Genomic DNA, 18,775 nt, shown 5'->3' with positions numbered 1-18,775 from the left:
GCGTATAATCAGGCTATTTGCACCACAGCCATGCCCTATTTCGCCCTGTTTGACGATGCCGTGAGCGGCCGCGCAAAACTCTATCAAAATCATGTGGAAAGCCGCCTTTTCCATCATAACGAACTGGATTCGCTAGACGATACGCTGCAAAAGGGCTGGCAAAAAGGGCTGCATGCTGTGTTGTTTGCAGACTACGAATTCGGTTTGCCGCTGATGGGGATTGAGTCCGAACGCGGCGGCAACCTTGCCCTGCACTGGTTTGCCGACTGCGCCGATATCAATGCCGAAAGCTGGCTTGCCCAAAATTCAGACGACCTCCCCGCCGGCATTTCCACGCCGCAATCCTCCGTATCCGAAGCCGATTACCTCGACCGCATCCGCCAAATCCACGAAGCCATCCGACGCGGCGACACCTATCAAATCAACTACACCACCCGCCTGCACCTGCAAGCCTACGGCAATCCCGTCAGCCTCTACCGCCGCCTGCGCCAACCCGTCCCCTATGCCGCCTTGTCCCACCTGCCCGATGCGGAAGGGCAATCCGCGTGGACGCTGTGTTTCTCGCCCGAACTCTTCCTCAAAATCGGTGCGGACGGCACCATCAGCACCGAACCGATGAAAGGCACCGCGCCGATTTTGGGCGACGGTCAAGACGAACGCCGCGCCGCCGAGTTGCAAGCCGACCCGAAAAACCGCGCCGAAAACGTGATGATTGTCGATTTGCTGCGCAACGACCTCGGCAAAATCGCCCAAACCGGTAAAGTATGCGTGCCAGAGCCGTTTAAAGTATCGCGTTTCGGCAGCGTCTGGCAGATGACCAGCACCATCCAAGCCCAAGCTCTGCCGCACATTACCGCCGCCGACATCCTCCGCGCCGCCTTCCCCTGCGGCAGCATCACCGGCGCACCCAAACGCATGAGCATACAGATTATCGAATCGCTCGAAGCCGAACCGCGAGGCCTGTACACCGGCAGCATCGGCTACCTGAATCCATGTGAAAGTGGGCTTGGGTTTGAAGGCATATTCAACGTCGTCATCCGCACCTTATCGCTCAAACCCGTTTCAGACCCGATTTCAGACGACCTTCCATTTTCAGACGACCTAGATAGTGGATTAACAAATCAGGACAAGGCGACGAAGCCGCAGACACGGCAAGGCGAGGCAACGCCGTACCGGTTTAAAGTTAATCCACTATATCAAGGGGTGTACGGCGTCGGTTCCGGCATCGTCATCGACAGCGACCCCGCCGCCGAATATCGGGAATGCGGCTGGAAAGCCCGTTTCCTCAACGAATTGCGCCCCGCCTTCGGCATCTTCGAAACCATGCGCGTGGAAAACAGGCAATGCCGCCTGCTCGACCTGCATTTAGGTCGTCTGAAAACCTCCGCCCAAGCCCTCAACCTGCCCCTGCCCGACGACTGCGAAACCCGAATCCGGCAATACATCGCCGACTTGCCCGACGGCCTCTTCCGCCTGAAAGCCGAACTCGTTTCAGACGGCCTCATCCTCAGTCATGCCGCCACCGCCGAGCTGCCCGCCCCGCAGCGCGTCATCCCCGCCCCGCAACCCCTTCCGCGCCGCGACTACCTGCGCCGCTTCAAAACCACCCGCCGCGCCCTGTACGACCAAGCGTGGCAAACCGCCGAAACACAAGGCGCGTTCGACAGCCTGTTTTTCAATTCAGACGGCCTCCTGCTCGAAGGCGGCAGAAGCAACGTATTCATTAAATACAAAGGGCAATGGCTCACCCCGTCTCTGGATTTGGATATCCTCAACGGCGTCATGCGCCAAGCCGTGTTGCAGCAGCCGCAAACCTACTTGGGCGCGGACGCAGTCATCGAAACGCACATCACCCGCGACATGCTCGAACGCGCAGAAAAAATCCGCCTCTCCAACGCCTTAAGGGGCGTGTTTGAGGCGGATTTGGTGTACTAGGAACAATAAATGATTTCTCGGAAATGGATAAAGCCTGAAGGCGATTATTCGTTAGACGGTTTATCTGTCTGAAACTTGAGTGTTCACAAACATGCGCACCACCTTACCTTCATAACGCTGGTTCAACCACGCCTGTAAGCGTTCGCGATCTTTGGCAGGCAAAGGCTCCTTAAATTCGAGCGAAACCACGACAATATCGTCATGTTCGCCTGTTTCCGATTTAGTATTTTTGCTGCTTTCAGGCTGCTCGGAAACAGGCTCTGTTTGCGCTTTCTCCCAAACCAAGCCGCGTCCGACAACGATTTTTTCCGCTTCGGGATATTGGGCTTTTAATTCCTTGAGTACCGCTGCATCGTCGATATCGGAGGCTTTGTCTGCCAGTACGGCATCGATATAGGCCTGCTGCTCTTTCAGCTCATTTTGCTGCTGAACCGGGTTGTTTCGGCTTGCCAGCAATTCTTCGATTTTGGCATCGTCCCCTCCCGCATAGACCACTTTGACCTTCGGCTCTTTCACCCCCGACGCGTTAAGGCTTTTCACCAGCAAGGCGGAAATTTTCTCGGCATTACCCGTTCCATTGACAATCAGACCGACCATATTTTCTCTGTGGTTCAACACCTTACGCAGCACGAAAAAACCTTCCTGTTGCTGCGCAGTGGCAATGGCGGCATTGGCTTTGGTGTTGAAGATCTCCTGACGCACCAGTCCTGATGCCATATAGCCGCTCGGAATCATCACAGCCAACACGACGGCGGTAATAATGATGCTTTGCAACCGGCGTTTGGATTCCGTTACCAGGCCCCTGCGCGGCAGCTTGAGCAGCTTGGAAAACAACAAGGTCGAAAAAGCGATGAACACGCAGTTGATGGCAAAGAGATAAAAAGCACCGAAAAAATATTGCCAGTTGCCATGTGCCAGTCCGTAGCCCGCAGTACACAGGGGCGGCATCAATGCAGTAGCAATCGCCACACCCGGTATGGCATTGCCTCCTTCTTTTCGAGTCAGCGCCACAATACCCGCACTACCGCCGAAGAAGGCAATCAACACATCCCAAAGGGTCGGCTGAGTACGCGCCAAAAGCTCGCTTTGCGCCTCTTTAAGCGGGGTTAACAGGAAATACAACGTAGCGGTAATCAAGCTGATGACGACGAATATAATAATATTGCGCCCGGCTTGACGGATCAGCGCAGTATCCCCTACCGCCAAACCGTAACCCATACCTACAATCGGCCCCATCAACGGCGAAATCAACATCGCGCCAATCACTACCGCCGTGCTGTTCACATTCAGACCGATACTCGCCACGGCAATGGCAAACATCAATACCCACATATTGGTTCCGGACACCCGAGTATTGGCGCGGATGACGGAATCGATTTTGTCAGGATGAGCTTGGTCATGCGAAAGATTGAACACATCTTGCAACTTGGTCATGGCACCCTTGTCTTCTTGTTCCTGCTTTTCTTGTATTTCCTGATTTTTACTTTCTTCCTGATCTTGCATGTGCGTATCCTAAAATTTTAATAGTTTATTTTAAATATCTAATTCATAGAGAATTTTTGAGTAATGAAATAATGCCTTGCCATTACGGCTAAATCTGACAGGCACAATTCTCGCAATATATTAGCATACGTACGCAAACTTCCCCCGCCGGACGGGGAAGGGACAAGTTGCCTTGCGGCAACGAGTAGCGTGGGCTTTGCCCACGAAAGCCACCGTCTGACAACCCCAATCATCCAACAACCAAATCAAACAACAGCCGAATTGGCGTTCATTTTGTGGGTAGAACCCACGCTACGCATTGCTGCCGTATCCGTTTTCAGACGACCTTTTATCTGCTCACTCCTCCTATTTCCACCACCCCGTACTCAGCGAAAAAGATACCGGGTCGTAATATTTCGGCAGTTGTTGCGGGATGCCGAGGTTGTTGCGGTAAACGACGCGGTAGCGGTCGGCGTACCAGGCGGGGACGATGATGTATTGGTGGCGGATGGTGCGGTCTAGTGCCCGGGAGGTGGTTTTCAGCTCTTCGCGGTTGGTAAAGCTGCCAAAATGTTTGAGCAGCTTTTCGACTTCGGGGCGGCACACGCCGGCGAGGTTTCGGCTGCCGGGGATTTTGGCGGCTTCGCAGCCGAAATAATCGTATTGTTCGTTGCCGGGGCTTTCGCTGTTGGCATAGGCGGTAATGGTCATGTCAAAATCGAAATCGTTGAGACGCCTTTGGTATAAGGCGGGGTCGGTAACGCGGATGCTCATGGTGACGCCGATTTTGGCGAGGTCGCGCTGCCATTTGGCGGTAATGCGTTCGTAGGTTTTGGAGGCGGTCAGGAACTCGAAGGTCAGGGGTTTGCCTCGGCTGTCGGTCAGTTTGCCGTTTTTGTAGTGGTAACCTGCTTTTTCAAAGAGGGCACGGGCTTTGAGCAGGTTGGGGCGTATGCCTGTCTTCGGGGCGGTTTGGGGCGGTTCGGGGACGGGTTGGTTCAAAACGGCGGGGTCGAGGGTGTTGCCGAGGGACTGGAGCAGTTTCAATTCCGCGCCTTGCGGTTTGCCTGTCGCCGCCATCTCGCTGTTGGTGAAGAAACTGTTGCTGCGGCGGTATGCGCCGTAGAAAATGCGCGCGTTGATGCTTTCAAAGTCGAAACTCTCGACCATCGCCTGCCGCACGAGGATGTTGTTGAACGGGGCGCGGCGCAGGTTCATGACGAAGCCCTGCATGCCGGCGTCGCTTTTCTGCACCCATTCGTGCTTGCCCATGCCGCGTTTGGTGAGCATTTCGTCGGAATAGCCCCGCGCCCAGTTCCGGGCAACATTTTCGTAAACGAAGTCGTATTGTCCGGCTTTGAGTCCTTCGAGGCGGACGCTGTTGTCTTTGAAATATTTGAAGCGGACGGTGTCGAAGTTATATCTGCCTTTGCGGGTCGGAAGGTTTTGTGCCCAGTAGTTTTTGTCGCGCGCGTATTCGCTCATGCGTCCGATGTCTGCTTTGACGAAGCGGTAGGGACCGGAGCCGATGGGCATTTTGTTCGCGCCTTTTTCCAGCCCTTCGGGATAGCTTTTATGTGAAAATACAGGCAGTTGCCCCAAGACCATGTGTAATTCGGCATTGCGCTGTTTGAAGTGGAAAACGACTGTCCTGTCGTCGGGCGTTTCGACTTTGGCAACATCGCTCCAGTAGATACGGTAGGAGGGATTGGCGGCTTTGTCTTGGGTAAGCAGGCGGAAGGAGGCGGCGACGTCTTTGGCAAGCACGGGATCGCCGTTGTGGAATTTGGCTTTCGGGTTGAGCTTGAATGTTGCCGACAGTCCGTCTTCGGCAAGCCAGAAGTCTTCCGCCAGCAAGCCGTACATGGAGAAGGGTTCGTCCCAACTGTTGTCCGTGAGCATGTCCACGGTCAGCGTAAGGACGCCGACTTCTTTGTCGCCTTTGAGGGTAAACGGGTTGAACGTATCAAAGCCGCCCTGCATCGGCAGGGAAAACACGCCGCCTTTGGGCGCGTCGGGATTGACGTATTCGTAGGCGCGAAAGTCGGCGGGATATTTTGGCTCCTGCCCCAAACCCAAACCGTATGCGGCAAAAGCGGTGGCAGTGGAGAAGGAAAGCAGCAGCAGGACGAGCGTTTTCATGAGTTTCCAAACCGAACGGGACGATGAAGTCCGATTATAGCAAAAGGTCGTCTGAAAACCGTTTTCAGACGACCTTTTGTGTGTTTCAAAATCCTTAAGAAGACTGCTGCCGGTTTTTCGCCTGCGCGTCAAACTCCGCCAGCGTCATGTTCAAAGTCTGCAAACACGGCGTCATTACCGCATCGACGGCTTGGTTCACATGATCCCTTCCCAAAGGCGACGGGCGGTAAACAAAGAGCTTGAAGAGTTCGCTCAACTCAATCGAATCCGCCCCCGTTTTCAACACCCAGCCCTGACGGCCGTTGTAGATATAGCCGTGTCGCGCCAGCTTTTCCAAAAGCTCGCCCAATTCATCGTAGCCCATATTGATATGTCGTCTGAACTCCTGAACAGGCAAAGCTTTGCCCTCTTTTTGCGCCGCATCCAAAAGCAGCAGGATTTTCAACACATCATCAAACCGCCCGCGTGAATCGAAGCCCCTGCGGAACGCATCGCCCTGCCAATAAGACAGCGACGAAGTCAGCACCGCGCCGCCCAACACCAGCGTCCACAGCAAATTCAGCCACGCCAAAAAAAACGGCACGGCGGCAAACGCCCCGTAAATTGAGCGGTAGCCGTCGAAATTGCCCATATACCAAGCGAACAGGAAACGCGCCGTCTCCAAGCAAAACGCCGTAATCAAAGCCCCGACGAACGCCTGCCGCGCAGGCACAAAGCGGTTGGGTACGAAACGGTACAGCCCCCACAGCAAAAGCGTGGCAAAAAACAGCGTACCTAAGGTTTGAAGTAACCCCACCACCCATTGCGGCGCAAATGAAGCCAACGCAGAATCCTGCACCGACCCGACCATAAAAGAAATCCCCACGCCCAAAGACAGCGGCCCAAACGTCAGCAACGCCCAATACACCAAAAACTGCATCATCCAAGGCCGCTGCGAATTGACCCGCCAAATCCGGTTAAACGCATTATCAATCGTCCGAATCAGCATCAGCGACGTCACCACCAACATCACGCTACCGATTGCCGTCAACTTCCCCGCCTGATTACGAAACGCATTGATATAATCAAACACCATGTCCGCACCCTGCGGCACAATAGTCTGATTGACGAACGCAACAAAAGAATCCGACCAACGGTCGAACACAGGAAAAATCGAAGCGACCGCCACCATCACCGTCAATACCGGCACCAAAGCCAGAAGCGTCGTAAACGTCATACTCGCCGCAGCCTGCGGCACACGCTCCTCATCGAAACGCCGAACCACAAACCACGCAAAAGCAAACGCCTTACTGTCCGACAAACCTTGCCACCATTTCAAAAACGGCATAATCTTTCCCGAAAAAATAACCAATTAAAAATAAAAAAACAGAAAACGCCCGCAGCACACACCACGTCGTCTGAAAACACAGCTTTAGTGAAGTTAACACCCATTTCCCATCAACCCCATTGTAACGGAATACCCAAATGAACCCAAATCCCCTCAAAATCCTCGTCCTCTACTACTCCCAAAACGGCAGCACCCTCAACCTCGCCCGCCAAATCGCACGCGGCATCGAAAGCGTCGCAGGCTGCGAAGCCGTATTGCGCACCGTCCCCAAAGTCTCCACCGTCTGCGAAGCCGTCGAAAAAGACATCCCCGACAGCGGCGCACCCTACGCCACCGCCGAAGACCTCAAAACCTGCGCCGCCCTCGCCCTAGGCAGCCCCACCCGCTTCGGCAACATGGCAGCCGCCATGAAATACTTCATCGACGGCACCATCCCCCAATGGCTCGGCGCAGAACTCGCCGGCAAACCCGCCACCGTCTTCACCAGCACCTCCTCCCTGCACGGCGGACAAGAAACCACCCTCCTCACCATGATGCTCCCCCTCCTGCACCACGGCATGATCATCAGCGGCATCCCCTACACCGAATCCGCCCTCAGCAACACCCAAAGCGGCGGCACCCCCTACGGCGCGTCCCACGTTGCCGGATATGACGGCAAACCCGTCCTGACCGCCGAAGAAAACGACATCGCCTTTGCACAAGGCAAACGGCTGGCAGAACTCGCCGTCAAGTTGGCTTAAGGTGGGTAGCTTATAGTGGATTAACTTTAAATCAGGACAAGGCGACGAAGCCGCAGACAGTAGATAGTACGGCAAGACAACGCCGTCCTGGTTTAAAGTTAATCCACTATAGAAATCCAATCTGCCAAAAGGTCGTCTGAAAACCTTAATCGATTCCAAGATAAAAACCCGCTTCAAAAAGCGGGTTTCTTGGATCCGGTCAGGGCAGACCGTCTGTCCATATTGTCCGAAACTTCGTTACTGTTTTTCTATTTTCCGGCGGGCAATTTCCGCTTTTTTACGGCTTGCCGCCAGTTGTTCGCGCATTTCGTTCAAGATTTGCTTGGAAGATTTCGGTTTTTCCCAGTTGTCCGGTTCTGCATTTTGTCGTTGCGCCAATTGCTTTTGATGCTCTTGATAAAGCGCATTCGATTCTTCGGAGACTTTGCGGGCAATGTTCGGCAGCTCTTTTTCAACCAAAGCCTCGGCGCGTTGTTGGGCAAGATGGCGTTCTTTGCGGCTTTGGGCGCAATATTGTTTGCTGTCTTGCTCAGGGGAATAACCGTAATGAGGCAGCGGTTTCCCCGCTTTTTCCATCGCCATGCTGTAATTGACGCATTGCAAGGCTTGCGGATCGGCAGCCATGTACAAAGAGTATAAATGCCCGGCATAGTCTTTGATGTCCTCATTGCCGCCGCATACATTCACCGTAGCCTCAATCAGCGCCGCATCTTGCAGCATTTGCCGGCAATGTTCGACCTGCTCCGCATTCAAACTGACGGCGGACTCTTGCGCGGCGGCTGAAAAAGATAAAGTCAAAGCAAGTAAGCCTAAAGCAGATTGTTTCATGGTTTTTCCTTTTAAACCGGAATGATATTTTCAAATAAAGCATGAATATCGGAACGCATTATAGTGGATTAAATTTAAATCAGGACAAGGCGACGAAGCCGCAGACAGTACAAATAGTACGGCAAGGCGAGGCAACGCCGTACTGGTTTAAATTTAATCCACTATACATTCATGCCCGAAGTTTTCAGACGACCCCGTCTATCCCTATCTGCCATCTTTCTGACGGATAAAGGCATCGGCTTTGGCGCGGCGTTCGGCTTCTTCGGCAACGGTTTTACGCAGCAATTCATCAACGGGAACACCGCGGCGTGGGGCTTCTTCTTCCGCATACTGTTTTATCTTACTGTCCATATACGCCTCTACCTGGCGGCGCAAACGGTCGCGTTCTTCGCGGCTTTCCCCGCAAAGGCGCTTCAACTCCTTATCTTCGAGATGGTGAAAGCTTTGTTTTTTGAATTCCTCCTCCAGTTTCGGATATTGTCGGCACTGATCGACTTTCGGATGGTTAAACAACAAAACCATAGACAAAAGGTCGAAATATTCGGCGGTCTCTTTATTGTCCCGATAACAAAGCGAACCGTTCGCCAAAGTATTGGTATCTTTAAACAATTGCCCGCACTCAGCGGCAAGCTTTTTATTTGCCGCAGCATCGGATGACGCACCGGTTTGGTTTTGCGCGGCGGCAGAAGCGGACAAACCAGCGAGCAGCAAAGAAAATACAAAGGCTTTTTTCATATGGGTACTTTCAAAAAACAGATGGGAAAATGATGAATAGTTTATATACAGGGGTCGTCTGAAAACTTTCAGACGACCTTTTGCCTGTCAATATTTAGGCAGCGAGCAGCCTTCGGGCGTAGTGATTTTGCATTGTACCGCCCCAGAAGCCTGACATTTTCTTAATGCTGCTGGTTCAGCCTGTCCGATTTGAGCTGCGCCTCCGTAGAAAGTCTTCAATTTTTTGCCCGATTTCCCTTGGGCAACAGCAAGACAGCCGTTTCTAAACGAAGAACCCACCACACACGGTGCATTGCGTCCACCCTGTTCGCAGGATTTGATGGCTTCTCTTTCCGCTGCCTCACGCGAATCCATATTGATTGAACCAGCCGAAATACCCGTTTTAAGGTTGACCGCCCATGCGCCGTATTTGGACGGGACGTTGATATTGACGATTTCCGTAGGCTGCTGCCGAGACTGGCGGGGAGATGCGCAGTTGGAATTGTAGCCGTATGCACACAATGCCGAATTATTCTGCAATGCGCCTTTGGTTGCATCATAGGTTGGGTCGGCGGCATAGACATTAAAACTCGCCAGCCCCAACAAGATAAAAAGCAGTTTTTTCATCAGTCTTATTCCTTTGTTTGGTCGTAATCTCTCTTTGCTTGCTTAAAGCAAGAACCTGATGCCGAGGTCGTCTGAAAAAAGGTTTCAGACGACCTTTTGCCTGTCAATATTTAGGCATTGAGCAGCCCTCGGGCGTGGTGATTTTGCATTGTATCGCCCCAGAAGCCTGACATTTTCTTAATGCTGCTGGTTCAGCCTGTCCGGGAGCCTCTATTCCATAAAAAGTCTTCACCTTTTTGGCAGATTTCCCTTGGGCAACGGCAATACAGCCGTTTCTAACCCAAGCAGCCACTACACATGGCGCATTACGCCCACCTTGTTCACAGGATTTTATCGCTTCTTTTTCTGCAACGGCACGGGAAGGGGCATTGATAATATCTGCCGAAATACCCGTTTTAATGTTAACCGCCCATGCACCGTATTTGGACGGAACATTGACGTTGACGACTTTAGGACTGTTTTGAACAGAACCGCCGTTAGAAGATTGTGGCGTACCGACATTGTATAAAATCTGCCGTCCCGAGCTGTCGATAATGCGACAAGTTCCCGTCGCGGGCTGGTACTCTCCGCCGCAGCCGTTGGCATAGACATTAAAACTCGCCAGCCCCAATAAAATAAAAAGCAGTTTTTTCATTAGTCTTATTCCTTTGTTTGGTCGTAATCTCTTTTCTTAAAGCAAGAACCTGATACCGAGGTCGTCTGAAAACTTTCAGACGACCTTTTGCCTGTTAATATTGCGGCATCGAGCAGCCTTCAGGAGCAAAAATGGTGCATTGCGAATAACCGGAAGCCTGACATTTCCTTAGCGCCTCCTCCTCTGCAAGACCAGGTTTTTTTATTCCAGTAAAGGCTTTCCATTTATTCCCTAATTTACCTTGTGCAACGGCAATACAACCATTCCTGACAGAAGCTCCTATTTTGCAAGGTGCATTGCGACCGCCTTTTTCACAGGTTTTAATCGCTTCTTTTTCCGCAGCTTCACGCGAATCCATGTTGAGGGCGCCGCCTGCAATACCCGTTTTAAGGTTAACCGCCCATGCGCCATATTTGGATGGGACGTTGATGTTGACGACTTTAGAACCGTTTTGCACGGAACCGCGGTTGGAGGATTGGGGTGGAGCCATATTATATTGAACCATTTCCCCGTTATTCCCCTGAAAGCGGCAAATACCGCTGACGGGGTCAAATTGTCCGGGACAGCCGTTGGCATAGATATTAAAACTTGCCAGCCCCAAAAAGATAAAAAGCAGTTTTTTCAGTTTTTTCATCAGTTTTTCCTTGGTTTCAAGATACAAAAAAAGCTGTCCGAACATCTTGCATGATTGTTTCAGACAGCTTTTTTTCAGCGTTTTAGCCCACTTTATCCCCGGGCTGCGCGCCGGCATCGACATCGAGGAGCTTCAGTTTGCCCTCGGCGGTGGCGGCGGAGAGGATCATGCCTTCGGATACGCCGAATTTTGCCATTTTGCGCGGGGCGAAGTTGGCGACGGCAATGACCATGCGGCCGTTCAATTCGGCGGGGTTGGGATAAGACGCGGCGATGCCGGAGAAGATGATGCGTTTTTCAAAACCGAAATCGAGGTCGAATTTTAAGAGTTTGGTGCTGCCTTCGACGGCTTCGCAATTCAATACTTTGGCGACGCGCATGTCGATTTTCATGAAGTCGTCGAAGCTCGCTTGTTCGGCGACTTTTTCGTATTTACCCTCTTCGGCGGCAGGCGCGGGGGTCGTCTGAATGCTTTGTTTGTTGGCTTCGATTAAATCGTCCACTTGTTTTTGCTCCACTCGTTGCATTAAATGTTCGTATTTGTTGATGGTGTGTTCGCCCAAGGTTTCGCGCGTGTTCGCCCAGGTAATCGCGTCCAGATTGAGGAAACGCGCGGCGTTGGCGGCGGTTTGCGGCAACACGGGGGCGAGGTAGGCGGTCAGCATGGTGAAGGCGTTGATGAGTTCGCTGCATACTTCGTGCAGGCGTGCGTCTTGGCCTTCCTGTTTGGCGAGCTCCCACGGCTTGTTGACATCGACGTATTCGTTCACGGCATCCGCCAATGCCATGATGTCGCGCAGGGCGCGGGCGTATTCGCGGTTTTCGTATTGCTCGGCGATGGTGTCGCTTTCGGCGGCGAGCTTTGCCAGCAATGCGCTGCCTGAAACGTCTTTCAGACGACCTTCAAAGCGTTTGGACAGAAAGCCTGACGCGCGGGCGGCGATGTTGACGTATTTGCCGACGAGGTCGCTGTTTACGCGGGAAATAAAGTCTTGCAGGTTCAAATCGATGTCTTCGATTTTGCTGTTGAGCTTGGCGGCGATGTAGTAGCGCATCCACTCGGGGTTCAGACCTTGTTCCAGATAGGATTTGGCAGTGATGAAGGTGCCGCGCGATTTGGACATTTTTTGCCCGTCGACGGTCAAAAAGCCGTGTGCGTACACGCCGGTCGGGGCGCGGTGGCCGGAGAAATGCAGCATGGCGGGCCAGAACAGGGCGTGGAAATAGAGGATGTCTTTGCCGATGAAGTGGTACATCTCGGTTTGGCTGTCGGCTTTGAAGTATTCGTCGAAATCGACGCCGATGCGGTCGCACAGGTTTTTAAACGACGCCATGTAGCCGACGGGCGCGTCCAGCCAGACGTAGAAGTATTTGCCCGGCGCGTCGGGGATTTCAAAACCGAAATACGGCGCGTCGCGGGAAATGTCCCAGTCGGACAGGGTGGTTTCTTCGCCTTCGCCCAGCCATTCTTTCATTTTGTTGAGGGCTTCGGCTTGCAGATGGGGCTTGCCGTCGTGCGGGTTGTTGCCGGAAGTCCATGCTTTGAGGAAGTCGGCGCATTCGCCCAGTTTGAAGAAGAAGTGTTCGGATTCGCGCAATTCGGGTTTGGCACCGGAAACGGCGGAATACGGGTTGATCAGTTCGGTCGGGGAATAGGTCGTGCCGCAGACTTCGCAGTTGTCGCCGTATTGGTCTTGGGCGTGGCATTTGGGGCATTCGCCTTTGACGAAGCGGTCGGGCAGGAACATTTGTTTTTCGGGGTCGAAAAGCTGCTCGATGACGCGGCTTTCGATTTTGCCGTTGGCTTTCAGCGCGCGGTAAATGTCTTGGGAAAACTGTTTGTTTTCAAGGGAATGGGTGCTGTAATAATTGTCGTAGCCGATGAAAAAGCCGGTGAAGTCGGCGAGGTGCTCTTCGCGCACTTTGGCAATCATGTCTTCGGGCGCGATGCCTTGTTTTTGCGCGGCAAGCATCACGGGCGTGCCGTGGGTGTCGTCGGCGCAGCAGTAGTGGCACTCGTGGCCGCGCAGTTTTTGAAAGCGCACCCAAACGTCGGTTTGGATGTGTTCGACCATGTGGCCGAGGTGGATGCTGCCGTTGGCATAGGGCAGCGCGGAGGTAACGAGGATTTTGCGTGTCATGGTTTATGCTTTGGAAAACAATGGATAAAGATGGGGAATTATACCGTAAATCGTGCGGGCGAGACGGGGGAAAGGTCGTCTGAAAAAGCAGCGGGAATAGGTTTGATGAAACGGGTTATCGAAGGTAAAAGGTCGTCTGAAAACCAAAAATCAGTTTTCAGACGACCTTTTCGATAATCGGGACATACAGGCCGGACGATAAGCCGGGTTCTGTCTCGGACAGTCATTCCTCTAGGCACACCATTACTGATGCACTCCAGCAACCTACCCGAACGCTCGGCGAGCAGCGTCAAAGCGTTCTGTTTGGTCTTGCTCCGGATGGGGTTTAGCCTGCTGCGCCTTGTTACCAAGTGCACGGTGCGCTCTTACCGCACCTTTTCACCCTTACCCGTGCCGCCCGAAGGCGGCCGTCGGCGGTATTGCTTTCTGTTCCACTTTCCGTCGCGTTTCCGCGCCCGGCCGTTAGCCGGCATCCTGCTCTGCGGAGCCCGGACTTTCCTCCCCGTATGCCTTACGCGATACGCGGCGACTGTCTGTCCGACCTGTATGAAGTGCGGATTATAACACAAGCAAATTACAACCGTTTGACCACCAAAAAAACCGCCTATCAAAAAATTTGCCGATTTCGCAACATAAAAATTCAAATAAAATAAACTATTTATAAACAAAAAGTACCGTTCGTCAAATAAATAAATGACATGTTATAAAAAAGCCCATAAAATGAATATCACATAACTATTTTAAATATAAAAGTACATTACGATGAAAAACTATCCACATATCCTGTCTTACCTTGCCCTATCGTTACTTGCCGCCTGCGGAGGCGGTGGAGGCGGCGGTTCGCCGTCAACGACCTCAAGCGATACCAATCAACCCAAAATAGAATGCAACGCCGAATGCCTAGCGGGACGTAAAGCCGCTGAGGAGTCTAAGGCTGAAACAGAGCGTAAAGCTGCCGAAGAAGCCGAGAAAGCCAAAGTCGAAGCTGAACGTAACGCTGCTGAAGAAGCCGAGAAAGCTAAGGCCGAAGCTGAACGTAAAGAGGCTGAGAAGGCCAAAGCCGAAGCGGAACGCAAAGCCGCTGAAGAGGCTGAGAAAGCTAAAGTTGAAGCGGAACGCAAAGCTGCTGAAGAGGCTGAGAAGGCTAAAGCTGAAGAAGAACGCAAAGCTGCTGAAGAGGCTGAAAAAGCTAAGGCCGAAGCAGAACGCAAAGCTGCTGAAGAGGCTGCAAAAGCTAAAGCCGAAGTAAAACGCAAAGCTGCCGAAGAAGCTGAAAAAGCTAAAGCCGAAGCAGAACGTAAAGTTGCGGAAGAAGCTGCCAAAGCTAAGGCCGAAGCAGAACACAAAGCTGCTGAAGAGGCTGAAAAAGCTAAGGCCGAAGCAGAACGCAAAGCTGCTGAAGAGGCTGCAAAAGCCAAGGCTGAAGCTGAACGTAAGGCTGCTGAAGAAGCCGAGAAAGCTAAGGCCGAAGTTGAACGCAAAGCCGCTGAAGAAGCCGAAAAAGCTAAGGCTGAAGCTGAACGTAAGGCCGCTGAAGAGGCTGAAAAAGCTAAGGCTGAGGCAGAACGTAAGGCTACTGAAGAAGCCGAGAAAGCTAAGGCCGAAGTTGAACGCAAAGCCGCTGAAGAAGCCGAAAAAGCTAAGGCTGAAGCTGAACGTAAGGCCGCTGAAGAGGCTGAAAAAGCTAAGGCTGAGGCAGAACGTAAGGCTACTGAAGAAGCCAAAAAAGCTAAAGCGGAAGCCGAACGTAAGGCTGCTGAAGAAGCCGAGAAAGCTAGAGTGGAAGCAGAACGCAAAGCCGCCAAAGCTGCTGTAACCCAACAAATTGACGGCTATTACAGCAAAATTTCCCAATCAGGAATGACGGGTGACGATATTTCCCATACCGGCGACATTAATGTTCTTGAATTGGATGGACAAAAAATCCCGCTGTTGCCCGAAACTGAGCCTCAAAGGGCTGAAGTATTCGGTAATGTGAACGAAAAATCTGTCCTGGTTGCCGCCACTCATCTGAAATACGGCCGCTACGGGTTTTATGGCTTGAAAAATGGAGATACTGACATCCATACATCGTATATGTTCTACCAAGGCGTTATTACTCCGGAAGCAGCGATGCCTCAAGAGGGTCAGGCTTTTTACCGCGGTTATGCGCTTTACAGCGATGTCGGACAAGCCAATACGTTCGGCAACTCCATCTTTATGGTGGACTTCGGCCGCAAATCCCTCTCCGGTGCGGTTTACTCCGAAAACGGTGAATTTGATGAAGTGAATCTGGAAGGTCAAATCGTCGGCAACCGCTTCTTCCATGTGGATGAGAAAGAACAAAAAATCATGTCGGGTATGTTCCTCGGCCCCCAAGCAGAAGAGCTTACCGGCCGATTCGATCATCTTCTGGAATCTAAAAACGGTACGTTTGGTGCCGCCGCTCTGAAAGAATGATTTTTACCGTATCATCAGCTCAAAAGGTCGTCTGAAAACTTGGAAATCAGGTTTTCAGACGACCTTTTTCCGTTCCCGTCCAAGAAGCAGCCCATAAAATGCTACAATACCGCTTTGATTTTTTGCCCGCATCATCATGAAAAAAGCCCCCAAATCTTTTGAAGAAGCCCTCGCCCGCCTCGAAACCCTGACCCAATCCATGCAAAGCAGCGAAATGCCGCTGGAAGACGCTCTGGCAGCCTATCAGGAAGGCAACGAGCTGGTCAGATACTGCCAAACCAAGCTGGCGGAAGTCGAACAAAAGCTGCAAGTATTGGACGCGGACGAACTGAAGGAGCTGAACCTTGAACCCGGCGAATGAATTGAAAGCCTGGCAGCAAAAAGCCCAAGCGCAGACCGAATTGCTGCTGGAGAGTTTCCTGCCGTCTGAAAACCAAGTGCCGCACACGCTGCACGAAGCCATGCGTTACGTTACCCTCGACGGCGGCAAACGTCTGCGCCCGCTTTTGGTGCTCGCCGCGTCCGAATTGGGCGATGCCGACCAAAACGCCGTCGAACAAGCCATGGCGGCGATTGAAATGGTGCACGTCTATTCCTTGGTACACGACGATATGCCCGCCATGGACAACGACAGCCTGCGGCGCGGCAAGCCGACCTGCCATGTGAAATACGACGAAGCCACCGCCCTCTTAGTCGGCGACGCGCTGCAAACCCAAGCCTTCGATGTATTGAGCCGTCCGACCGGACTGCCTGCCGAACGCCAAATCGCCATGTTGTCCACGCTCGCCAAATCATCCGGCAGCCTCGGCATGGCGGGCGGACAAGCCATCGACCTTGCCAACGTCGGCAAAGCCATGAATCAGGCGCAGTTGGAACAGATGCACAGCCTCAAAACCGGCGCCCTCATCCGCGCCGCCGTCGTATTGGGCGCGCTTGCCTGCCCCGATTTGAATTCAGACGACGTCCGCACCTTAGATAGCTACGCCGCCAAACTCGGCTTGGCGTTCCAAGTCATCGACGACGTGTTGGACTGCGAAGCCGACACCGCCACCCTAGGCAAAACCGCCGGCAAAGACAGCGACAACGACAAACCCACCTACGTCAAACTGATGGGTCTGCAAGCCGCCCGCGCCTACGCCGAAACCCTGACCGCCGAAGCCGCCGCCCTGCTCGAACCCTTCGGCGCAAAAGCCCTGCATTTGCGGCTCTTGGCGGAATTTGTTACTGCGCGGAAAAATTAAACGCTTTAAATCATTTGTCTTTTAAGCTACGGAGACATCAAAGGTCGTCTGAAAAATCAGTTCCAAGATTTTCAGACGACCTTTTTGTATAGGGACGGCGTTCAATGAATCATGCTTTTATAGTGGATTAACTGAGATTAAAATGTGGATAAGTTGTGCGCAAGCAGTAGATTTTACAGGGCGTTTTCCCCACCCTTCTGCGCCCGCAAGCATCCGTTTTTAAAACCGAAGTTTGTCGCTGAGATTCCCATAACAAGCGTGCCTCAAATTGAAAGATTCAAATAAAAAGGTCGTCTGAAAACCCAAAATTCATGGTTTTCAGACGACCTTTTTGCTGGTTCAAACAAATCAAATATCGTAAGTAGTCGATGCGGTATCGCCGCCTTTGCCTGTCCAATTGGTGTGGAAGAACTCGCCGCGCGGTTTGTCGGTGCGCTCGTAGGTGTGCGCGCCGAAGTAGTCGCGTTGGGCTTGCAGCAGGTTGGCGGGCAGGCGTTCGGTGGTGTAGCCGTCGAGGAAGGTAATCGCGGAAGCCATGCAGGGCATGGGGATGCCGCATTCGATGGCTTTGGCGACGACTTTGCGCCATGCGGGCAGGCAGTTTTCCAATACGCCTTTGAAATAGGGGTCGGAACCCAAGAACACCAAATCGGGATTGGCTTCGTATGCGTCGCGGATGTTGCCCAAGAATGCGCTGCGGATGATGCAGCCTTCGCGCCACAGAAGGGCCGTGTTGCCGTAGTTCAATGCCCAATCGTTGTTTTCGCTAGCTTCGCGGATGAGCATGAAGCCTTGTGCGTAGGAAATGATTTTGGATGCCAACAGGGCTTGGCGCAGGGCTTCGACCCATGCGGCTTTGTCGCCTTCGACGGGGATAACGGTTTTGCCGAACAAGCTGCCGGTTTGAACGCGTTGGTCTTTGAACGCGGACACGCAGCGGGCGAACACGGCTTCGGAAATCAGCGTCAGCGGGATGCCCAAATCGAGGGCGTTGATGCCGGTCCATTTGCCTGTGCCTTTCTGTCCGGCGGTATCGAGGATTTTTTCGACCAAAGGTTCGCCGTTTTCGTCTTTGTAGCCCAAAATCGCGGCGGTGATTTCAATGAGGTAGGAATCCAGCTCGGTTTGGTTCCATTCGCTGAAAATGCGGTGCATTTCGTCGTAGCTCAGACCCAAGCCGTCTTTCATGAATTGGTAGGCTTCGCAAATCAACTGCATATCGCCGTATTCGATGCCGTTGTGCACCATTTTGACGAAATGGCCCGCGCCGTCGCGGCCGACCCAGTCGCAGCAGGGTTCGCCTTGCGGGGTTTTGGCGGCAATGGCTTGGAAGATGGGTTTGACGGCAGGCCATGCGGCTTCGTCGCCGCCGGGCATGATGGACGGGCCGTGACGCGCGCCTTCTTCTCCGCCGGAAACGCCCGCGCCGATAAAGCGGATGCCTTTTGCCGCCAGCTCGTGTGTGCGGCGGGTGGAATCGGGATAGTTGGCGTTGCCGCCGTCAATAATAATGTCGCCTTGCTCCAAAAGTGGGACAAGTTGCTCGATAAAGTCGTCAACGACAGAACCTGCACGTACCATCATCATGATTTTGCGCGGTTTTTCCAATTTATCCACTAAATCTTGCAATGAATAGGCACCGATAATGTTGGTGCCTTTGGCTGCGCCGTTGAGAAAATCGTCCACTTTAGCAGTGGTCCGGTTGTACGCCACGACTTTGAAACCGCGATCGTTCATATTCAAAATCAAATTTTGACCCATAACGGCCAAGCCGATGACGCCGATATCGCCTTTCATTGATGGAAGCTCCATTATTAATTTAATTTATCAGCCGTAACTCTATCTGATTTACAGAGGTTTAACAATCCTTAACTATCTAATTTTTTGAAAAG

General features: G+C 52.6%; 15 protein-coding genes, 1 other RNA gene and 1 pseudogene. 6 read left to right on the top strand and 11 right to left on the bottom strand.

The annotated features are described in order from the left end of the window. Positions 1–30 precede the first annotated feature (30 nt). Entirely contained in the window at positions 31–1,935 is a 1,905-nt protein-coding gene (locus ACMYUL_RS05950; protein WP_415772577.1) for a bifunctional chorismate-binding protein/class IV aminotransferase, read from the top strand. A 60-nt stretch (positions 1,936–1,995) separates the two neighbouring features. Here the strand turns inward: ACMYUL_RS05950 and ACMYUL_RS05945 are convergent, their stop codons facing one another. The 3 genes from ACMYUL_RS05945 to ACMYUL_RS05935 all read right to left on the bottom strand — a co-directional run bounded on the left by ACMYUL_RS05945 (position 1,996) and on the right by ACMYUL_RS05935 (position 6,886). Then, entirely contained in the window at positions 1,996–3,438 is a 1,443-nt protein-coding gene (locus tag ACMYUL_RS05945) for a TIGR00341 family protein (RefSeq protein WP_415772575.1), read from the bottom strand. Between the two features lie 345 nt (positions 3,439–3,783). Then, positions 3,784–5,559, bottom strand: coding sequence for an extracellular solute-binding protein (locus ACMYUL_RS05940; RefSeq protein WP_415772573.1), 1,776 nt, complete (start codon positions 5,557–5,559; stop codon positions 3,784–3,786). Positions 5,560–5,653: 94 nt separating this feature from the next. Continuing rightward, positions 5,654–6,886 carry a YihY family inner membrane protein gene (locus ACMYUL_RS05935; RefSeq protein WP_415772571.1) on the bottom strand — a complete coding sequence of 411 codons (1,233 nt, stop codon included), beginning with the start codon at positions 6,884–6,886 and terminating at the stop codon, positions 5,654–5,656. Positions 6,887–7,023: 137 nt separating this feature from the next. Here ACMYUL_RS05935 and wrbA point away from each other — a divergent pair, with 137 nt between their 5' ends. Beyond that, complete coding sequence (gene wrbA, locus ACMYUL_RS05930; protein ID WP_342032346.1) at positions 7,024–7,626, top strand: NAD(P)H:quinone oxidoreductase; 603 nt, start codon at positions 7,024–7,026, stop codon at positions 7,624–7,626. Between the two features lie 237 nt (positions 7,627–7,863). Here the strand turns inward: wrbA and ACMYUL_RS05925 are convergent, their stop codons facing one another. After that, positions 7,864–8,454 carry a hypothetical protein gene (locus tag ACMYUL_RS05925; protein ID WP_415772569.1) on the bottom strand — a complete coding sequence of 197 codons (591 nt, stop codon included), beginning with the start codon at positions 8,452–8,454 and terminating at the stop codon, positions 7,864–7,866. A gap of 53 nt (positions 8,455–8,507) precedes the next feature. Between ACMYUL_RS05925 and ACMYUL_RS05920 the strand changes: the two are divergent. Then, positions 8,508–8,645: pseudogene (locus ACMYUL_RS05920) on the top strand (IS5/IS1182 family transposase); the annotation flags it as partial. A 13-nt stretch (positions 8,646–8,658) separates the two neighbouring features. Here ACMYUL_RS05920 and ACMYUL_RS05915 read toward each other — a convergent pair. The 6 genes from ACMYUL_RS05915 to rnpB form a co-directional block, all read right to left on the bottom strand. Next, entirely contained in the window at positions 8,659–9,189 is a 531-nt protein-coding gene (locus tag ACMYUL_RS05915) for a hypothetical protein (protein WP_415772567.1), read from the bottom strand. Positions 9,190–9,276: 87 nt separating this feature from the next. Then, on the bottom strand, positions 9,277–9,795 hold the full coding sequence (locus ACMYUL_RS05910; protein ID WP_415772565.1) for a DUF4189 domain-containing protein: 519 nt from the start codon (positions 9,793–9,795) through the stop codon (positions 9,277–9,279). 103 nt (positions 9,796–9,898) lie between these two features. Next, a complete protein-coding gene (locus ACMYUL_RS05905) occupies positions 9,899–10,429 on the bottom strand; it encodes a DUF4189 domain-containing protein (RefSeq protein WP_415772563.1) in 531 nt (176 codons plus the stop codon). Between the two features lie 94 nt (positions 10,430–10,523). Next, positions 10,524–11,108, bottom strand: coding sequence for a DUF4189 domain-containing protein (locus ACMYUL_RS05900; RefSeq protein ID WP_415772895.1), 585 nt, complete (start codon positions 11,106–11,108; stop codon positions 10,524–10,526). A gap of 37 nt (positions 11,109–11,145) precedes the next feature. Continuing rightward, positions 11,146–13,203 carry a methionine--tRNA ligase gene (gene metG / locus ACMYUL_RS05895; protein ID WP_415772561.1) on the bottom strand — a complete coding sequence of 686 codons (2,058 nt, stop codon included), beginning with the start codon at positions 13,201–13,203 and terminating at the stop codon, positions 11,146–11,148. A 183-nt stretch (positions 13,204–13,386) separates the two neighbouring features. Further along, positions 13,387–13,748: RNase P RNA component class A (gene rnpB / locus ACMYUL_RS05890), an RNA gene on the bottom strand. Between the two features lie 217 nt (positions 13,749–13,965). Between rnpB and ACMYUL_RS05885 the strand changes: the two genes are divergently transcribed. The 3 genes from ACMYUL_RS05885 (at position 13,966) to ACMYUL_RS05875 (ending at position 16,883) form a co-directional block, all read left to right on the top strand. Next, the gene (locus tag ACMYUL_RS05885) at positions 13,966–15,642 is read left to right on the top strand and encodes a transferrin-binding protein-like solute binding protein (RefSeq protein WP_415772559.1); all 1,677 of its coding nucleotides are present in this window, start codon (positions 13,966–13,968) and stop codon (positions 15,640–15,642) included. 136 nt (positions 15,643–15,778) lie between these two features. Beyond that, positions 15,779–16,003: an exodeoxyribonuclease VII small subunit gene (locus tag ACMYUL_RS05880; RefSeq protein ID WP_415772557.1), complete on the top strand. Its 225-nt coding sequence runs from the start codon at positions 15,779–15,781 to the stop codon at positions 16,001–16,003. Beyond that, positions 15,987–16,883 carry a polyprenyl synthetase family protein gene (locus ACMYUL_RS05875; RefSeq protein ID WP_415772555.1) on the top strand — a complete coding sequence of 299 codons (897 nt, stop codon included), beginning with the start codon at positions 15,987–15,989 and terminating at the stop codon, positions 16,881–16,883. Before ACMYUL_RS05880 ends, ACMYUL_RS05875 begins: the two co-directional genes overlap by 17 nt. A gap of 348 nt (positions 16,884–17,231) precedes the next feature. Here ACMYUL_RS05875 and gnd read toward each other — a convergent pair whose 3' ends face one another. Beyond that, positions 17,232–18,680: a decarboxylating NADP(+)-dependent phosphogluconate dehydrogenase gene (gnd, locus tag ACMYUL_RS05870; protein ID WP_415772553.1), complete on the bottom strand. Its 1,449-nt coding sequence runs from the start codon at positions 18,678–18,680 to the stop codon at positions 17,232–17,234. Positions 18,681–18,775 lie beyond the last annotated feature (95 nt).

The organism is Neisseria sp. CP9, assembly GCF_047758525.1.
GTDB lineage: Bacteria > Pseudomonadota > Gammaproteobacteria > Burkholderiales > Neisseriaceae > Neisseria.
The sequence above is the reverse complement of the archived record's forward strand: the minus strand, read 5'-3'. Positions and strand labels throughout refer to the sequence as shown.

Bases quoted from the DNA above. Each gene is read 5' to 3' on its own strand.
- ACMYUL_RS05945 (WP_415772575.1), bottom strand. From the start codon at position 3,438: ATGCAAGATCAGGAAGAAAGTAAAAATCAGGAAATACAAGAAAAGCAG.
- ACMYUL_RS05880 (WP_415772557.1), top strand. From the start codon at position 15,779: ATGAAAAAAGCCCCCAAATCTTTTGAAGAAGCCCTCGCCCGCCTCGAA.
- wrbA (WP_342032346.1), top strand. From the start codon at position 7,024: ATGAACCCAAATCCCCTCAAAATCCTCGTCCTCTACTACTCCCAAAAC.
- ACMYUL_RS05925 (WP_415772569.1), bottom strand. From the start codon at position 8,454: ATGAAACAATCTGCTTTAGGCTTACTTGCTTTGACTTTATCTTTTTCA.
- ACMYUL_RS05910 (WP_415772565.1), bottom strand. From the start codon at position 9,795: ATGAAAAAACTGCTTTTTATCTTGTTGGGGCTGGCGAGTTTTAATGTC.
- ACMYUL_RS05905 (WP_415772563.1), bottom strand. From the start codon at position 10,429: ATGAAAAAACTGCTTTTTATTTTATTGGGGCTGGCGAGTTTTAATGTC.
- ACMYUL_RS05940 (WP_415772573.1), bottom strand. From the start codon at position 5,559: ATGAAAACGCTCGTCCTGCTGCTGCTTTCCTTCTCCACTGCCACCGCT.
- ACMYUL_RS05900 (WP_415772895.1), bottom strand. From the start codon at position 11,108: ATGTTCGGACAGCTTTTTTTGTATCTTGAAACCAAGGAAAAACTGATG.
- ACMYUL_RS05950 (WP_415772577.1), top strand. From the start codon at position 31: ATGCCCTATTTCGCCCTGTTTGACGATGCCGTGAGCGGCCGCGCAAAA.
- ACMYUL_RS05885 (WP_415772559.1), top strand. From the start codon at position 13,966: ATGAAAAACTATCCACATATCCTGTCTTACCTTGCCCTATCGTTACTT.
- gnd (WP_415772553.1), bottom strand. From the start codon at position 18,680: ATGAAAGGCGATATCGGCGTCATCGGCTTGGCCGTTATGGGTCAAAAT.
- ACMYUL_RS05935 (WP_415772571.1), bottom strand. From the start codon at position 6,886: ATGCCGTTTTTGAAATGGTGGCAAGGTTTGTCGGACAGTAAGGCGTTT.
- ACMYUL_RS05915 (WP_415772567.1), bottom strand. From the start codon at position 9,189: ATGAAAAAAGCCTTTGTATTTTCTTTGCTGCTCGCTGGTTTGTCCGCT.
- metG (WP_415772561.1), bottom strand. From the start codon at position 13,203: ATGACACGCAAAATCCTCGTTACCTCCGCGCTGCCCTATGCCAACGGC.